This window comes from Citrobacter sp. RHB35-C17 (assembly GCF_013816795.1).
Lineage (GTDB): Bacteria > Pseudomonadota > Gammaproteobacteria > Enterobacterales > Enterobacteriaceae > Citrobacter_A > Citrobacter_A amalonaticus.
The window spans coordinates 4125631-4140111 of the sequence record NZ_CP057150.1 but is presented as its reverse complement, the minus strand read 5'-3'; the positions used below and the strand labels follow the sequence as shown (position 1 = coordinate 4140111).

The window sequence follows — 14481 nt, the reverse complement described above, 5'->3', positions numbered from 1 at the left end:
GCCGCTTATAGTGAGCCGAAACATAAAGCTAACTTTATGATAATAAGGAAAAAAGATATGGATATTTCATTCATGAATTTCAGCTACTTCGCCATTATGTTTATGGTGGCGCTGATAGCGGGTTTTATTAATGTAGTTTCAGGCGGCGGTGGGTTTTTATCGATTGGAGCGCTATTGCTCTCAGGATTGCCGCCAGCCAATGCGCTGGCCACCAATAAGATTCAGGCGCTGGGCAGTTCATTGACGTCGGGGATCTACTTTCTGCGTCGCGGACATATCAACATCCAGCAGCATAAGTATGTCTTTTTATCCGCGTTTGTGGGATCGGCTCTGGGGACGACGCTTATCCAGTTCATTGAACCGGAACTGCTGAAAAAACTGTTACCGGTACTCATCATCGCGGTAGCGCTGTACTTTATTTTTGCCCCCAATCTCACTGAACCAAAAAAGAAGCAGCAGGTGTCACTGTTTCTCTTTTCCCTGATAGGGGGAGGGTGCGTTGGTTTCTATGATGGATTCCTCGGCGCCGGGGCCGGTTCCTTTTATACCCTGTGCTACATCCTGCTGTGGGGATACAGCATCGATAAAGCGCAAATTCACTCTAATTTCATTAATCTTGCGTCCAACATCGCCTCTATTCTGTTCTTCATTTTCGGTGGCAAAATGATCTGGTCGCTGGGACTGGTGATGTTCGCCGGGCAGGCGCTTGGCGCACGCCTGGGGGCGACGGTAGTCCTCACGCGCGGCAAGAAAGTGATCAGGCCGATGATCGTGATTGTCTCTATCTGCATCAGCGGCAAAATGCTATTGGATATGTATTAAGGGCGTCCTGACAAATATTCCTGGAATCACCTTGAGTTTGCGGCCTGACACCAGTATTATGATGCGTCAATTTTTCAGCCGACCTTTAACACGTTCCTTGCCTCCATGGGCCGCGGCTGACCCAGACAGGAGGCTGAATAATCCGTAAGGAGCAATTCGATGCGTCATTACGAAATCGTTTTTATGGTCCATCCTGACCAGAGCGAACAGGTTCCGGGTATGATCGAGCGTTACTCTGCTGCCATCACTGGTGCAGAAGGCAAGATCCACCGTCTGGAAGACTGGGGCCGCCGTCAGCTGGCTTACCCGATCAACAAACTGCACAAAGCTCACTACGTTCTGCTGAACGTTGAAGCACCGCAGGAAGTGATCGATGAGCTGGAAACAACTTTCCGCTTCAACGACGCCGTTATCCGCAGCATGGTAATGCGTACTAAGCACGCTGTTACCGAAGCATCTCCGATGGTTAAAGCGAAAGACGAGCGCCGTGAGCGTCGCGATGATTTCGCAAACGAAACCGCAGATGATGCTGAAGCTGGGGATTCTGAAGAGTAATTTCTGATGACCAACCGTCTGGTGTTGTCCGGCACCGTGTGCAGGACCCCCCTTCGAAAGGTCAGTCCATCAGGAATTCCGCACTGCCAGTTCGTGCTTGAGCATCGTTCTGTGCAGGAGGAAGCCGGATTTCACCGGCAGGCGTGGTGCCAAATGCCCGTGATTGTTAGCGGACACGAAAACCAGGCCATTACTCACAGTATAACGGTCGGTAGCGCAGTGACCGTTCAGGGGTTCATCTCTTGCCACAAGGCAAAGAACGGCCTGAGCAAAATGGTTCTGCATGCCGAGCAGATTGAATTGATAGATTCTGGAGACTAGCCATATGGCACGTTATTTCCGTCGTCGCAAGTTCTGCCGTTTCACCGCGGAAGGCGTTCAAGAGATCGACTATAAAGATATCGCTACGCTGAAAAACTACATCACCGAAAGCGGTAAGATTGTCCCAAGCCGTATCACCGGTACCCGTGCAAAATACCAGCGTCAGCTGGCTCGCGCTATCAAACGCGCTCGCTACCTGTCTCTGCTGCCGTACACTGATCGTCATCAGTAATCGGTCACGGTCCATTAATACGACTTTGAGAGGATAAGGTAATGCAAGTTATTCTGCTTGATAAAGTAGCAAACCTGGGTAGCCTGGGTGATCAGGTTAACGTTAAAGCGGGCTATGCTCGTAACTTCCTGGTACCACAGGGTAAAGCTGTTCCTGCTACCAAGAAAAACGTTGAATACTTCGAAGCACGTCGCGCTGAACTGGAAGCTAAACTGGCTGACGTTCTGGCTGCTGCAAATGCACGCGCAGAGAAAATCAACGCACTGGAAACCGTTACCATCACGTCTAAAGCAGGCGACGAAGGTAAACTGTTCGGTTCCATCGGTACCCGCGACATCGCTGATGCTGTAACTGCAGCTGGCGTTGAAGTGGCTAAGAGCGAAGTTCGTCTGCCGAACGGCGTTCTGCGTACCACTGGTGAGCACGAAGTGGACTTCCAGGTTCACAGCGAAGTATTCGCTAAGCTGACCATTAACGTTGTTGCAGAATAAGTTTTTATTCTGATAACGTCGTAAGAAACGCCGACCTTGTGTCGGCGTTTTGCTTTTCTGCTCCCCTCATTTTTCGCTCTGGCTATTCTTTGTCCTTTTCGGGATAATCACTAAAAATAAAACATAATTTCAATCTGGTGATGAATGGATACTCCGCACCCGCAACCTTTGTTTGCGCGTAAAAATGTTGTCTGGCTGAGCGCGGCGTTTTGTTGTCTGCTCTGGGGCAGCGCCTATCCGGCCATAAAGAGCGGTTATGAGATCTTCCAGATCGCCGCTGACGATATTCCGTCCAAAATTGTTTTCGCTGGTTACCGCTTCCTGTTCGCAGGTCTGCTGTTACTCTTGCTGGCGATAGCGCAGCGTAAGCCGATTGGCCGCCTGAGTTCCCGGCAGTTCGGGCAATTGACGCTGCTGGGAGTGACGCAGACCTCGCTGCAATACATCTTCTTTTACATCGGTCTGGCGTTCACTACCGGCGTGAAGGGATCGATCATGAATGCCACGGGCACCTTCTTCAGCGTGCTGTTGGCGCACTTCATCTATCAGAACGACAAACTGAGTTACAACAAAACGCTGGGATGCATTCTCGGTTTTACCGGCGTGATGGTGGTGAACTTCAACAGCGGGCTGCTGGATTTTAATTTTACCATGGCGGGCGATGGCTCGATTGTGCTGGCGGCATTTATTCTCTCCGCCGCGACGCTTTACGGTAAGCGACTCTCTCAGACGGTCGATCCAACCGTGATGACGGGGTATCAGTTAGGGATTGGCGGGCTGGTGTTGGTGATCGGTGGTTATGTCTTTGGCGGCACACTGGCGGTTCACGGTCTCGCATCGGTGGCGATTCTCGGTTACCTGACGTTGCTCTCTTCAGTGGCGTTCGCGCTGTGGAGTATTTTGCTTAAGTATAACCGTGTGGGGATGATTGCACCGTTTAACTTCCTGATCCCGGTCTCCGGCGCGGTGCTGTCCGCGATTTTTCTCGGTGAGAATATCCTGGAGTGGAAATACGCGATTGCGCTGGTTCTGGTGTGCTCGGGGATCTGGTGGGTTAATAAGGTGAAGCGGTAACGCCGCCAATGCCGTGGTAGGCCGGATAAGGGCAAGCCGCCATCCGGCACGGCGCTGATGTGCCTGATGGCGCTACGCTTATCAGACCTGGCAGACCCCGGCACGATGAATTAACGTACGCGGATAAAGCTGCCGTCAGGTTGACGAGTAAACAGTACCTGCTGATTGTTGCCGGTGTCGATAGTCAGTCCGGTCACCACGCCATTCGCGTTCTGGCGAATTTGCACCATCTGCCCGCTCTGGAGAGTGCTTAGCGGTTTCCCCGCACCTTCAACCTGCGCCATCGCATAAACATCTGTAGGTGGCAGTCCGTGGTCGCGGAACAGTTGTGCCATGGTTTTACCGGGCTCTACGCGATAGGAGCGCCATTGCTGCTCAATGCCGCTATCCTGCTGGAAAGGCTGGGTTTGCGGTTGCTGTGACTGAGGTTGCTCTTCCGGTTGCCCTTCCTGAATGGGTTCCGGCGCAACGGGAGCGACCTGGCCTGGATCGTTTTGCGGGGCCACAAGCTGGGCCTGAAGCTGCGCTTCCGTCGGGGGTTGAGACTGCGACTGGAGATCCAGTTGCGCGTTACGGGTTACCGCTGGCGTATCGTTCGTGTCGCTTGAGGGGAGAAGGAAACCGACGACCAGCACAATCGCTGCAATGATAATGCCGCGGCGATGCATAGACGGAAGCGGATCCATAATGCGAAAATTGTCCGGTGCATGCCAGATTTTCGCCAGGGTTGATTTTAATTCAAAGCGCCCGGGCATGGCTTTCCTCCTGCTCCGCGTCTCGTTCCTCAATCATAGAGTATAGACAGCTAACGCTATGATGTTCGTGATATTCCCCGTTTTTGGCACATATACAGGGGGATATCCCTATTGTTTCTTTTTCGTCGTGATTTGTCATCCACCCCGAGACAACATTTTACCGGGAGAAGCCTGGCTGTTATGCTGCCCGCTACTTTTTTATATCCGATGAAAGGAAATACGATGGCAACCCCGACTTTTGACACTATCGAAGCGCAAGCAAGCTACGGCATTGGTTTGCAGGTAGGACAGCAACTGAGCGAATCCGGACTGGAAGGGCTGTTGCCTGAAGCGCTGGTTGCCGGTATTGCTGACGCGCTGGAAGGCAAGCAGCCAGCCGTGCCGGTTGATGTGGTACACCGCGCGCTGCGCGAGATCCATGAACGTGCGGATGCCGTACGTCGCGAACGCTTCCAGGCGATGGCCGCAGATGGCGTGAAATATCTGGAAGAAAACCGTGAGAAAGACGGTGTGAACAGCACGGAATCTGGTCTGCAATTCCGCGTCCTGACTCAGGGCGAAGGCGCTATCCCGGCTCGTACTGACCGCGTTCGTGTGCACTACACCGGTAAACTGATCGACGGTACCGTCTTTGACAGCTCTGTTGCGCGCGGCGAACCGGCTGAATTCCCGGTAAACGGCGTGATTCCTGGCTGGATTGAAGCGCTGACCCTGATGCCGGTTGGCTCTAAATGGGAACTGACCATTCCTCAGGAACTGGCTTACGGCGAACGTGGCGCCGGTGCGTCGATCCCGCCATTCAGCACCCTGGTGTTTGACGTCGAACTGCTGGAAATTCTGTAACTAGTCACTTCTGTTCCCCCTCCACGCCGGAGGGGGACGAAAAATGCGCAATAACGCTGCTCGATTGCCGGGTATCGGAGTTTTATCTTGCAAATGCATCAGTTGCGTGTATTTTTGTGAGCTAATTCGCGTTACCAGAGTGATATGACACTCACTTTAAACATATAATTAACATAATATCTAAATCTTAGTATTCATCCCGCCGATTCTTACCTAATATCGATAAGTCCTGAAAACAGGATCGTCGTATCATAGATGCACAACAGACGCATTAAAGGCCGCAGAGCCCGCACAACACAGACAGGTACAGGAAGAATAAAATATGGTAGATCAGGTAAAAGTCGCCGCCGACGAACAGGCTCCGACTGAACAGTCGCTACGGCGCAATCTTACAAACCGACATATTCAGCTTATCGCCATCGGCGGTGCCATTGGTACGGGCCTGTTTATGGGGTCGGGTAAAACGATCAGTCTCGCCGGGCCGTCGATCATTTTTGTTTATATGATCATTGGTTTTATGCTTTTTTTCGTGATGCGCGCAATGGGAGAATTGCTGCTCTCGAATCTGGAATACAAATCTTTTAGCGACTTTGCTTCGGATCTGCTGGGACCGTGGGCAGGTTATTTCACCGGCTGGACCTACTGGTTCTGTTGGGTGGTGACCGGGATGGCGGATGTCGTCGCTATTACGGCCTACGCGCAGTTCTGGTTCCCCGGTCTTTCCGACTGGGTCGCCTCGCTGGCGGTAGTGATCCTGCTGCTGAGCCTTAACCTTGCCACCGTGAAAATGTTCGGTGAGATGGAGTTCTGGTTCGCGATGATCAAAATCGTCGCTATCGTGTCGCTGATTATCGTCGGCCTGGTGATGATTGCCATGCACTTCCAGTCGCCAACCGGTGTGGAAGCGTCGTTTGCTCACCTGTGGAATGATGGCGGCTGGTTCCCGAAAGGCATTAGCGGCTTCTTTGCCGGTTTCCAGATTGCCGTGTTCGCCTTTGTCGGGATCGAACTGGTCGGGACGACGGCGGCGGAAACGAAAGATCCGGAGAAATCGCTGCCGCGCGCCATTAACTCGATTCCGATTCGTATCATCATGTTTTACGTCTTTGCGCTGATCGTCATCATGTCCGTAACGCCGTGGAGTTCAGTGGTGCCGGATAAGAGCCCGTTCGTTGAGTTGTTCGTGCTGGTAGGTCTGCCTGCCGCTGCGAGCGTGATTAACTTCGTGGTCCTGACGTCCGCTGCTTCCTCTGCAAACAGTGGCGTGTTCTCTACCAGCCGTATGCTGTTTGGTCTGGCGCAGGAAGGTGTGGCGCCGAAAGCATTCGCTAAGCTGTCTAAACGCGCGGTTCCGGCGAAAGGGCTGACCTTCTCCTGTATCTGCCTGCTGGGCGGCGTCGTGATGCTGTATGTCAACCCAAGCGTGATTGGCGCATTCACCATGATCACGACAGTGTCGGCGATCCTGTTTATGTTCGTCTGGACTATCATCCTGTGCTCATACCTGGTGTATCGCAAACAGCGTCCACATCTGCATGAGAAGTCAATCTACAAAATGCCGCTTGGCAAGCTGATGTGCTGGGTGTGCATGGCGTTCTTCGTCTTCGTGCTGGTACTGCTGACGCTAGAAGATGATACCCGTCAGGCGCTGCTCGTCACGCCGCTGTGGTTCATTGCGCTGGGTCTGGGCTGGTGGCTGATTGGTAAGAAGCGGATGGCAGGCGTTCGTTAAAAAAAGAGCCGCGACGCGGCTCTGCAATTACATGAATCAGGGCGCTCTCGGGCGCCTTTTTTATTCGCCTGCGAGGGCGCGCGGGAACAACACATTATTTTCCAGACTGATGTGTTCCATCAGATCATCAATCATCTCATTGATGCCGTTGTACATCGCTTTCCAGGTGGTGCACGCTTCTGGCGGGATCGTCACGTTCTGGGTGGTATGTTTAATCACTTCCAGCAGTTCCCCCGCTTCATCATGCTCACTTTCCATGACGCTGATCGGCCCCATCGCCTGGCTACCCATGCCCTGTTTGATCATCGGGAACAGGATCTGCTCCTCTTTCATCATGTGGCTTGAAAGCTCCTGATGCAGCATGGTCAGATACTTCGCCAGACCTTTTGGTACGTTGGGCTTATCAGCATGAACGCGTTCAACTTTGGTGGCTTGCAGGATCAGTTCCGGCAGTTGCTCGCGGTGTCTGTCGTGATAACGCACGATGATGTGGTCGATAATTTCGGCCAGCGGCGCGGTACGCCAGTCTTTATCGATCGGTTGTTCTGCCAGTTGTGCCAGTTGCGCTTCGATAGCATCAACGTCCAGCTCTTTACGGGCGGCAGCACGCGCCAGCGTCTGCTTACCGCCGCAGCAGTAATCCATATCGTACTTACGAAACAGGGCCGACGCGCGAGGGATAGAGAGCGCCAGTTCACCTAAAGGTTGATCGCGATAAGCCATAGCCATTACCTCATTCTCAATAATATAAGGTGCATTTTAAATGCACCTTTAATCGAGCGCTATAACCCTTTCGAGGGGGGGGGACGGATTAACGGCCTGGCTCTGAAAGCGGAATGACGCGTGGTTTTTCCGGTTTTGCTCTGACTGCCACCACCACGCCGATAACCAGCAAAGCGATACCGCTGAGCGTCAGCACAGGGGGAAGGGTCTGGCGCAAGATGAAGGTGTAGAGCAAACCCGCCAGCGTTTCGAACACGATCAATGGGCCGAGGATCACCGTCGGTAATCGCTGGCTGGCAATGTTCCAGCACAGCGCGCCTACCCATGAGCACAGCACCGCAATCGCCACCATTAGGCCTACAAACACCGCAGGGCGCGGGCCGAACGGCAGGGCGAAGTCGGGCATTTTCCCATGCAGCCAGAAGCAGGCGACGAGGTAGCCCAGCAGCGAAACGGGCAGGGTTACCAGCGCCTGCGCCGTCGCCCACATCATCGGGTGTTTTTCCGGGTTCTCCCGCAGCCAGCGGGCATTACGCAGCGCATACCAGGCCCAGCACACCACTGATACCAGCGCCAACGCGATGCCAGAACCGTAGCGCCAGCCGCTAAAATCAGGCAAGTCCTGGTTGAGTTCCGCAATGTTCACGCACAGCAATCCGATGCCTATCAGCAGCAGTGCTGGGGCCAGCCGTAGCCAGGAGAGCCTGCCATCGCGCTGGCTGTACAGCAGGTTGGCAAATACCGGAATGACGACCGGCAGCGTGCCGATGATCATCGTTGAGACCGGTGCGCCGGTGCGCTGAATGGCGCTGGCAAGGCAGACGTAATAAATCAGGTTGCCCATCATGGTCAGCGCCAGCGCGGTCAGCCAGTCTTTCGCCGAAAGCTGCCGCAGGCGCATACGTCCGAGCCATGCCAGCGGCAGGGCAATCAAGCCTAATGCCAGATAACGCCCCATCGACTGCAGCACCGCCGGATATTCCGGCACGATCAACGGTCCGACAAAAATCAGTCCCCACATCAACCCTGCCAGCAGGGCGTATAACACACCGCTAATCATGCTTTACATCCACATCGTTAAACATGACGCAAAGTGTAGGCAGGGAACCGGGGCGCGTATTGTATGAGCTTGCGCATTAGCGTGAATAAACCTGCTTTTGATAGCGAACGGGAGTGATGCCGTAGCGATGGGTAAAGGCGCGGGTGAGATGGGATTGATCGGTCAGGCCGGTCGCGGCGGCAACGTCCGCAGCGGGCATACCGAGAGTCAGAAAACCTTTTGCCCGCCACAGACGGATCGCCATCAGCATCTGGTGCGGCGTCACGTGGAAATGGGCTTTGAACTGACGTTGAAAGTGCCAGGGGCTTAGCGAGGCAACGCGTGCCAGTTCATCGAGGGTGACCGGGCGCATGTAGTTGTCATGCAAATAGTCGCGCACGCGCTCAAAGCGATGCGCGCCTTCCCGTGGCACCGGGGCATGACGTGCCAGCGGCTGGAAGGTGTCGATCAGATCCAGCAACAATCCTTTTTGCGCTAAAGGATCGTCAGTGTGCCATAGTCCGTGGATCAGCGAACAAATCTGACGGGAGCGGCGCGGATCGTGACGCGTGACGTCGTGAAACCACCAGTGACGAATGCCGGTCACCTCTTCCAGCAGGTCGGGCTCCAGATAGATCATCCGGTAACGCCAACCGTCGGCGGTTTCGGCCTCGCCGGTATGCAGCTCATCCGGATTCATCGTCACGACCGAGTGGGCTGGGGCAACGTACTGCGTGCCACGATAGCGAAAGCGCTCGGCACCGGCTTCTATCGCGCCAATGCCGAACGCTTCGTGGGTGTGTGGCTCAAAGGCGTAGCGTGAAATATGGGCGTGATACAACTCAACGCCCGGCACCTGCGCCAGATGGCGAAAGCGGGCGCTGTCTTTTTCATCGCTAAACTGCTCGGGTACACCTTGCACGTTGTCTCTCCCCACGCATCGTCCTGTCATTATCAGAGAGGATGCGCGGGGATGCCACCATAATTAACCGATTTTTAACACTTACAGAATACCGTTGACGCTTTCGGCCAGCGACGTGGTCGGACGACCAATCAGCTTGCTCAGCGTGTGGCTGTCATCGAACAGACCGCCTTTGGATGCCCCGATGTCTGAATCGGCCAGCATCTCCGCCAGTCCTGCTGGCAAACCGACCCCTTTCAGCACGGCGGCGAAATCGGCTTCGCTCATGTTCTGATAAACGACAGGTTTGCCACTCTGTTTACTCAGTTCTGCGGCCAGCTGGCTTAGTGTCCAGGATTCATCACCCGCCAGTTCATACACTTTCCCGGCATGGCCTTCGGTGCTGATGACCTGTGCGGCGGCAGCGGCGTAATCCGCACGCGTTGCACTGGCAATTCTGCCCTCGCCCGCCGCGCCGATAAATACGCCATGCTCCAGCGCAGCAGGGGCGCTGGCGAGATAGTTTTCGGTATACCAGCCGTTACGCAACAGCGCGTAGGCAATACCGGAGTCAGCCAGCATCTTCTCGGTATCGACGTGTTCAACGTGCAAAGCGAGGGGAGAGCGGTCGGCATGCAACAGGCTGGTGTAGGCGATAAATTTTACTTTCGCCGCCTTTGCCGCATTAATGACGTTACGGTGCTGAGCGGCACGCTGGCCGACTTCGCTGGAGGAGATCAACAGCAGCTTGTCCACACCCTGTAACGCCTGGGTAAATGCCGCTTCGTCACTGTAATCCGCCTGACGTACGGTGATTCCCTGTTGGCTTAACGCGGTGGCCTTCGCCGGGTTGCGAACGATGGCCACAATCTGGCTGGCAGGAACGGTTTTCAGTAGGTTCTCAATAACGTGTTGGCCCAGTTGGCCCGTCGCGCCGGTAATAGCAATCATGAGGTGACTCCTTAATGTGTCGCTTGTGTTTTATAAAGCTAGCACTTAAACTTACTTTTAGTAAGTACGTACAAAAAGGTAAGTATAAAGATGAGTGCATCGACTCTTTCTCAACAACTGCGCGACGGCAATTTGTTTGCCGAGCAGTGTCCGTCGCGTGAGGTGTTAAAGCATGTGACCAGTCGCTGGGGCGTCTTGATCCTGGTGGCGCTACGTGACGGCACACATCGCTTCAGCGATTTGCGGCGTAAAATGGGCGGCGTGAGCGAGAAGATGCTGGCGCAGTCGTTGCAGGCGCTGGAGCAGGATGGGTTTATCAACCGGGTTTCGTATCCGGTCGTGCCACCGCACGTGGAATACAGTTTGACTCCGCTGGGCGAGCAGGTCAGTGATAAAGTCGCCGCGCTGGCGGACTGGATTGAGCTGAATTTGCCGCAGGTGTTAGCACAACGGGAAGAACGGGCAGCGTAAAACGTTGCCGGATGGCGGGATGTCATCCGGCATTAACGTTACTTGCTTAAATCCATCTGATAAATTGCGAAACCGATCTCATCGGTCGCCACTTTTTGCATCGGGTACTGGCCTTTCTCTTTGATAAACGCAGCGGCTTTATCCCCCGGTGAGGTTTCGAAGCGGATATCCAGTTTTTTCTCACTGTGAATCGGCGCCAGACGCCAGTTGTTATCGGCCGCCGGATGAATTTCCCCGGCGCGTTGAGATTCCGCGCCCATCCATGCCGCCAGCACCGAGCGATTCTCATCCGGTGACGCAAAGGCAATATGGTTGTCGCCGGTTCCGGCAAACTTACCGCCATAGGCGCGATAGTTATTGGTAGCGACAAGGAAAGTGGCATTCGGGTCAATCGGCTTGCCGTTGAAGGTCAGATTTTTAATCCTTTCTGCGGACGGATTTACCGTCTGGCATTCACCGTCATAGCGTGCGGGCTGTGAGACATCAATCTGGTATTCCACGCCGTCGATCACATCGAAGTTATAGGTGCGAAATCCATCCCAGTTGATGAGCGATTGCGGTTTGCTACTGGTGACATCGATCTGATTAAACTGTCCGGCTGAGCATTCCAGCCACTCTTTCACCTCTTTACCACTGGCTTTAACGACCACCAGGGTATTCGGGTACAGGTAAAGGTCAGCGGCATTGCGGAAGGTCAACGGGCCTTTTTCGACTTCGACAAAACTGGCCGGATCGTTCTTGCGTCCGCCAACTTTAAACGGAGCGGCGGCGGAAAGCACCGGCAGTTTCGCCAGATCCGGATCGCCCTGAATGAAATGTTCGACATAGGCTTTCTGTGCGTTATTGACCACCTGAACGGTCGGATCGTCCTGCACCAGCGCCAGATAGCTGTACATGTTATCTGCGGATTTGCCGATCGGCTGGCTGACAAATTCGCGCGTCGCGTCGTGGTCGGCTTTCAGAATCTCCGCCAGTTTGCTGTCTTCGGCAGCGAGTGATTTCTTCGCAGCGGTGTCGTAAATGGGGCGCGCTTCGGCTTTGGCCTGCGTTACCTGCCATTTGCCGCTGTCGTTATTGAGCACCAGATCCACCACGCCCAGATGATCGCCCCACATGCCTGGCATCACCGCCGGCACGCCGTTCAGCGTCCCTTTTGCGATATCCGCGCCTTTGATGTTGGCAAAGTCTTTACCGGGGAAGACCGCGTGGGCATGACCAAACATAATGGCATCCACGCCGGGCACTTCACTGAGATAATAAACCGAGTTCTCGGCCATGCTCTGGTACGGGTCAGCAGAGAGTCCTGAATGCGCGATCACCACCACCACATCGGCCCCTTTTTCACGCATTTCTGGGACATAGCGACGTGCGGTTTCGGTAATGTCGTTAACCGTCACTTTGCCGCTCAGGTTCGCTTTATCCCAGGTCATGATCTGCGGAGGGACAAACCCGATATAGCCGATTTTCAGCGTCTGCTTATGGCCTTCCTGATCGACGACATCCGTCTCTTTAATAAGATAAGGGGTAAACAACGGCTTTTTGGTCTTAACGTCGATGATATTGGCGTTAACGTAAGGGAATGACGCGCCTGCCAGCGCTTTTTGCAGATATTCCAGCCCGTAGTTGAACTCATGGTTACCGAGGTTACCAACCGCGTAATCCAGTGTATTCAGCGCTTTGTAGACCGGATGGATCTCGCCTTTTTTCAGTCCCTTTGCCGCCATATAATCGCCCAGCGGACTGCCCTGAATCAGATCGCCATTGTCGACCAGCACGCTGTTTTTGGCTTCATCGCGCGCGGCGTTAATCAGGCTTGCGGTGCGTACCAGTCCGAATTTTTCGGTTGCGGTATCTTTGTAATAATCGAAATCCATCATGTTGCTATGCAAATCAGTGGTTTCCATTATCCGTAGATCAACGGTCGCGGCATTCACGCTGGCCGCGATCAGCGTGGCCAGAAGCGTTGCACTAAACTTAATCATCAGAGGGCATCCTTTTAAGATCTGAAACACAGTAAAAAATGTATTTATATCTTCTTGCTTACAGAACTGTGAAGCATGCATCAGTTTAGCAAGCAAAACCGCAGACACTATCACAGTTGGCGGATTCGCTTTTGATCGGGTATAAGTAAAACAATGAGTTAAGACCACTGCCACAAATGAGGTGGAGAATGCTAGAACACGTATGCCAGCTTGCACGGAACGCGGGCGATGCCATTATGCAGGTTTATGATGGAGTCAAACCGATGGAGATTACCAGCAAGCCGGACGACTCCCCGGTGACAGCGGCCGATATCGCGGCGCACGCGGTGATTCTTGAAGGGTTGACGCAATTGACGCCAGATATTCCAGTGCTCTCCGAAGAGGACCCGCCAGCCTGGGACGTGCGTCGGCACTGGCAGCGCTACTGGTTAGTCGATCCGCTGGATGGCACCAAAGAGTTCATCAAACGCAACGGCGAGTTTACCGTAAATATTGCGCTTATCGAGAAGGGCAAACCGGTACTGGGCGTGGTCTACGCGCCGGTGATGAAAGTGATGTACAGCGCGGCGGACGGCAAAGCCTGGAAAGAAGAGTGCAATGTGCGCAAGCAAATTCAGGTCCGTGACGCGCGTCCGCCGCTGGTGGTGATTAGCCGCTCCCACGCAGACAACGAACTGAAAGAATATTTACAACAGCTGGGCGAGCACCAGACGACGTCGATTGGTTCGTCGCTGAAGTTCTGCCTGGTCGCGGAGGGACAGGCGCAACTGTACCCGCGCTTTGGACCGACCAACGTCTGGGACACCGCTGCGGGCCATGCTGTCGCGGCGGCAGCCGGGGCGCACGTTCACGACTGGCAGGGTAAACCGCTGGACTACACCCCGCGTGAGTCGTTCCTCAACCCCGGCTTTCGGGTCTCTATTTATTGAGTAACTTATGCAGCAGGGTAATCACCTGCTGCACCTCTTCCTGGGTTAGCGCGCCGTCTTTTGCCCACTGTACGCGACCGTCTTTATCAAGCACCGCGATAGCAGAGCTCTCTTCATCCAGTTGCCAGGCTTTACGGGCCACGCCGTTGCTGTCGACAATAAACTGCGACCACGGGTAGAGCTTCTTATTGCTCTCGAGGCTGCTGCGCACAAACATACCGGAGCCAGGAATCGCGTCGTCAGTGTTGACGATCGTCGTGGTCTGGTAAACGTCATGGGGCAGTTTTGCTGCTTTGATCGCTTCAATCAGCGTTGCATTTTTTTCTTTCGCAGAGGTGCGTCCGGCGATGTGCTGAAGGATTCGCACCTTCCCGGGCAACTGTGCGCTGTTCCAGCTTTTATAGCTGAACTTATCATTTTCAAGAATCAATTCGCCGCGATCCGCAATCCCTACCGGCGGGACGCGCTGGCCCGTTTCGAAGCTATGCGCGGAGGCCATCATTGGCGCTAACAGGCACGCCAGCGCGAGAATCTTACGTAAGGTCATGGTGTTTCCTTCTTATTGTTTGCAGGTGATCCGACCACTTGGGTCTGATTTTTAATCATATGTGCGAATGATGCTTTTTCCCGCAAGAGTGATGCCAGTTTGCGGACGGGCGC

Annotated in this window: 17 protein-coding genes; 10 read left to right on the top strand and 7 right to left on the bottom strand. The window is 54.1% G+C overall.

Annotation, left to right across the window (positions count from 1 at the left end):
- Positions 1-57: 57 nt before the first annotated feature.
- The 6 genes from HVZ37_RS19720 (at position 58) to HVZ37_RS19695 (ending at position 3495) form a co-directional block, all read left to right on the top strand.
- Positions 58-822, top strand: coding sequence for a TSUP family transporter (locus HVZ37_RS19720; protein ID WP_044257219.1), 765 nt, complete (start codon positions 58-60; stop codon positions 820-822).
- A 159-nt stretch (positions 823-981) separates the two neighbouring features.
- Positions 982-1377 (top strand): 30S ribosomal protein S6, encoded by a 396-nt coding sequence (rpsF, locus tag HVZ37_RS19715; protein ID WP_042321529.1) that lies wholly within the window; start codon positions 982-984, stop codon positions 1375-1377.
- Positions 1378-1383: 6 nt separating this feature from the next.
- A complete protein-coding gene (gene priB / locus HVZ37_RS19710; protein WP_042321531.1) occupies positions 1384-1698 on the top strand; it encodes a primosomal replication protein N in 315 nt (104 codons plus the stop codon).
- Between the two features lie 4 nt (positions 1699-1702).
- Positions 1703-1930 carry a 30S ribosomal protein S18 gene (gene rpsR / locus HVZ37_RS19705; RefSeq protein ID WP_000135199.1) on the top strand — a complete coding sequence of 76 codons (228 nt, stop codon included), beginning with the start codon at positions 1703-1705 and terminating at the stop codon, positions 1928-1930.
- A gap of 41 nt (positions 1931-1971) precedes the next feature.
- The gene (gene rplI, locus HVZ37_RS19700; RefSeq protein ID WP_042999192.1) at positions 1972-2421 is read left to right on the top strand and encodes a 50S ribosomal protein L9; all 450 of its coding nucleotides are present in this window, start codon (positions 1972-1974) and stop codon (positions 2419-2421) included.
- Between the two features lie 144 nt (positions 2422-2565).
- Positions 2566-3495 (top strand): DMT family transporter, encoded by a 930-nt coding sequence (locus HVZ37_RS19695; protein ID WP_181627907.1) that lies wholly within the window; start codon positions 2566-2568, stop codon positions 3493-3495.
- A gap of 110 nt (positions 3496-3605) precedes the next feature.
- Here the strand turns inward: HVZ37_RS19695 and HVZ37_RS19690 are convergent, their stop codons facing one another.
- The gene (locus tag HVZ37_RS19690) at positions 3606-4250 is read right to left on the bottom strand and encodes an OapA family protein (RefSeq protein WP_181627906.1); all 645 of its coding nucleotides are present in this window, start codon (positions 4248-4250) and stop codon (positions 3606-3608) included.
- Between the two features lie 222 nt (positions 4251-4472).
- Between HVZ37_RS19690 and fklB the strand changes: the two genes are divergently transcribed.
- Together fklB and cycA are read left to right on the top strand one after the other, a co-directional pair.
- On the top strand, positions 4473-5093 hold the full coding sequence (fklB, locus tag HVZ37_RS19685; RefSeq protein ID WP_042999195.1) for an FKBP-type peptidyl-prolyl cis-trans isomerase: 621 nt from the start codon (positions 4473-4475) through the stop codon (positions 5091-5093).
- A 322-nt stretch (positions 5094-5415) separates the two neighbouring features.
- Positions 5416-6825, top strand: a complete 1410-nt coding sequence (gene cycA / locus HVZ37_RS19680; protein WP_042999196.1) for a D-serine/D-alanine/glycine transporter — start codon at positions 5416-5418, stop codon at positions 6823-6825.
- Positions 6826-6885: 60 nt separating this feature from the next.
- Here cycA and ytfE read toward each other — a convergent pair whose 3' ends face one another.
- From ytfE to HVZ37_RS19660, 4 genes are all read right to left on the bottom strand, one after another.
- Positions 6886-7548, bottom strand: a complete 663-nt coding sequence (gene ytfE, locus HVZ37_RS19675) for an iron-sulfur cluster repair protein YtfE (protein WP_044257213.1) — start codon at positions 7546-7548, stop codon at positions 6886-6888.
- Between the two features lie 88 nt (positions 7549-7636).
- Entirely contained in the window at positions 7637-8608 is a 972-nt protein-coding gene (locus HVZ37_RS19670; protein WP_181627905.1) for a DMT family transporter, read from the bottom strand.
- Between the two features lie 76 nt (positions 8609-8684).
- A complete protein-coding gene (locus HVZ37_RS19665; RefSeq protein WP_156595818.1) occupies positions 8685-9509 on the bottom strand; it encodes an AraC family transcriptional regulator in 825 nt (274 codons plus the stop codon).
- Positions 9510-9590: 81 nt separating this feature from the next.
- Entirely contained in the window at positions 9591-10439 is an 849-nt protein-coding gene (locus tag HVZ37_RS19660; protein ID WP_181627904.1) for an SDR family oxidoreductase, read from the bottom strand.
- A gap of 90 nt (positions 10440-10529) precedes the next feature.
- Here HVZ37_RS19660 and HVZ37_RS19655 point away from each other — a divergent pair, with 90 nt between their 5' ends.
- Positions 10530-10910, top strand: a complete 381-nt coding sequence (locus HVZ37_RS19655; RefSeq protein WP_042321550.1) for a helix-turn-helix domain-containing protein — start codon at positions 10530-10532, stop codon at positions 10908-10910.
- 38 nt (positions 10911-10948) lie between these two features.
- Here the strand turns inward: HVZ37_RS19655 and cpdB are convergent, their stop codons facing one another.
- Positions 10949-12892 carry a 2',3'-cyclic-nucleotide 2'-phosphodiesterase gene (cpdB, locus tag HVZ37_RS19650; RefSeq protein ID WP_181627903.1) on the bottom strand — a complete coding sequence of 648 codons (1944 nt, stop codon included), beginning with the start codon at positions 12890-12892 and terminating at the stop codon, positions 10949-10951.
- Between the two features lie 188 nt (positions 12893-13080).
- Between cpdB and cysQ the strand changes: the two genes are divergently transcribed.
- Positions 13081-13821 (top strand): 3'(2'),5'-bisphosphate nucleotidase CysQ, encoded by a 741-nt coding sequence (gene cysQ / locus HVZ37_RS19645; RefSeq protein WP_042999202.1) that lies wholly within the window; start codon positions 13081-13083, stop codon positions 13819-13821.
- Here cysQ and HVZ37_RS19640 read toward each other — a convergent pair.
- Entirely contained in the window at positions 13811-14368 is a 558-nt protein-coding gene (locus HVZ37_RS19640) for a YtfJ family protein (RefSeq protein WP_042999203.1), read from the bottom strand. The two genes, cysQ and HVZ37_RS19640, sit on opposite strands and share 11 nt — an antisense overlap.
- Positions 14369-14481 lie beyond the last annotated feature (113 nt).

Bases quoted from the DNA above. Each gene is read 5' to 3' on its own strand.
- HVZ37_RS19720 (WP_044257219.1), top strand. From the start codon at position 58: ATGGATATTTCATTCATGAATTTCAGCTACTTCGCCATTATGTTTATG.
- rpsF (WP_042321529.1), top strand. From the start codon at position 982: ATGCGTCATTACGAAATCGTTTTTATGGTCCATCCTGACCAGAGCGAA.
- priB (WP_042321531.1), top strand. From the start codon at position 1,384: ATGACCAACCGTCTGGTGTTGTCCGGCACCGTGTGCAGGACCCCCCTT.
- rpsR (WP_000135199.1), top strand. From the start codon at position 1,703: ATGGCACGTTATTTCCGTCGTCGCAAGTTCTGCCGTTTCACCGCGGAA.
- rplI (WP_042999192.1), top strand. From the start codon at position 1,972: ATGCAAGTTATTCTGCTTGATAAAGTAGCAAACCTGGGTAGCCTGGGT.
- HVZ37_RS19695 (WP_181627907.1), top strand. From the start codon at position 2,566: ATGGATACTCCGCACCCGCAACCTTTGTTTGCGCGTAAAAATGTTGTC.
- HVZ37_RS19690 (WP_181627906.1), bottom strand. From the start codon at position 4,250: ATGCCCGGGCGCTTTGAATTAAAATCAACCCTGGCGAAAATCTGGCAT.
- fklB (WP_042999195.1), top strand. From the start codon at position 4,473: ATGGCAACCCCGACTTTTGACACTATCGAAGCGCAAGCAAGCTACGGC.
- cycA (WP_042999196.1), top strand. From the start codon at position 5,416: ATGGTAGATCAGGTAAAAGTCGCCGCCGACGAACAGGCTCCGACTGAA.
- ytfE (WP_044257213.1), bottom strand. From the start codon at position 7,548: ATGGCTTATCGCGATCAACCTTTAGGTGAACTGGCGCTCTCTATCCCT.
- HVZ37_RS19670 (WP_181627905.1), bottom strand. From the start codon at position 8,608: ATGATTAGCGGTGTGTTATACGCCCTGCTGGCAGGGTTGATGTGGGGA.
- HVZ37_RS19660 (WP_181627904.1), bottom strand. From the start codon at position 10,439: ATGATTGCTATTACCGGCGCGACGGGCCAACTGGGCCAACACGTTATT.
- HVZ37_RS19655 (WP_042321550.1), top strand. From the start codon at position 10,530: ATGAGTGCATCGACTCTTTCTCAACAACTGCGCGACGGCAATTTGTTT.
- cpdB (WP_181627903.1), bottom strand. From the start codon at position 12,892: ATGATTAAGTTTAGTGCAACGCTTCTGGCCACGCTGATCGCGGCCAGC.
- cysQ (WP_042999202.1), top strand. From the start codon at position 13,081: ATGCTAGAACACGTATGCCAGCTTGCACGGAACGCGGGCGATGCCATT.
- HVZ37_RS19640 (WP_042999203.1), bottom strand. From the start codon at position 14,368: ATGACCTTACGTAAGATTCTCGCGCTGGCGTGCCTGTTAGCGCCAATG.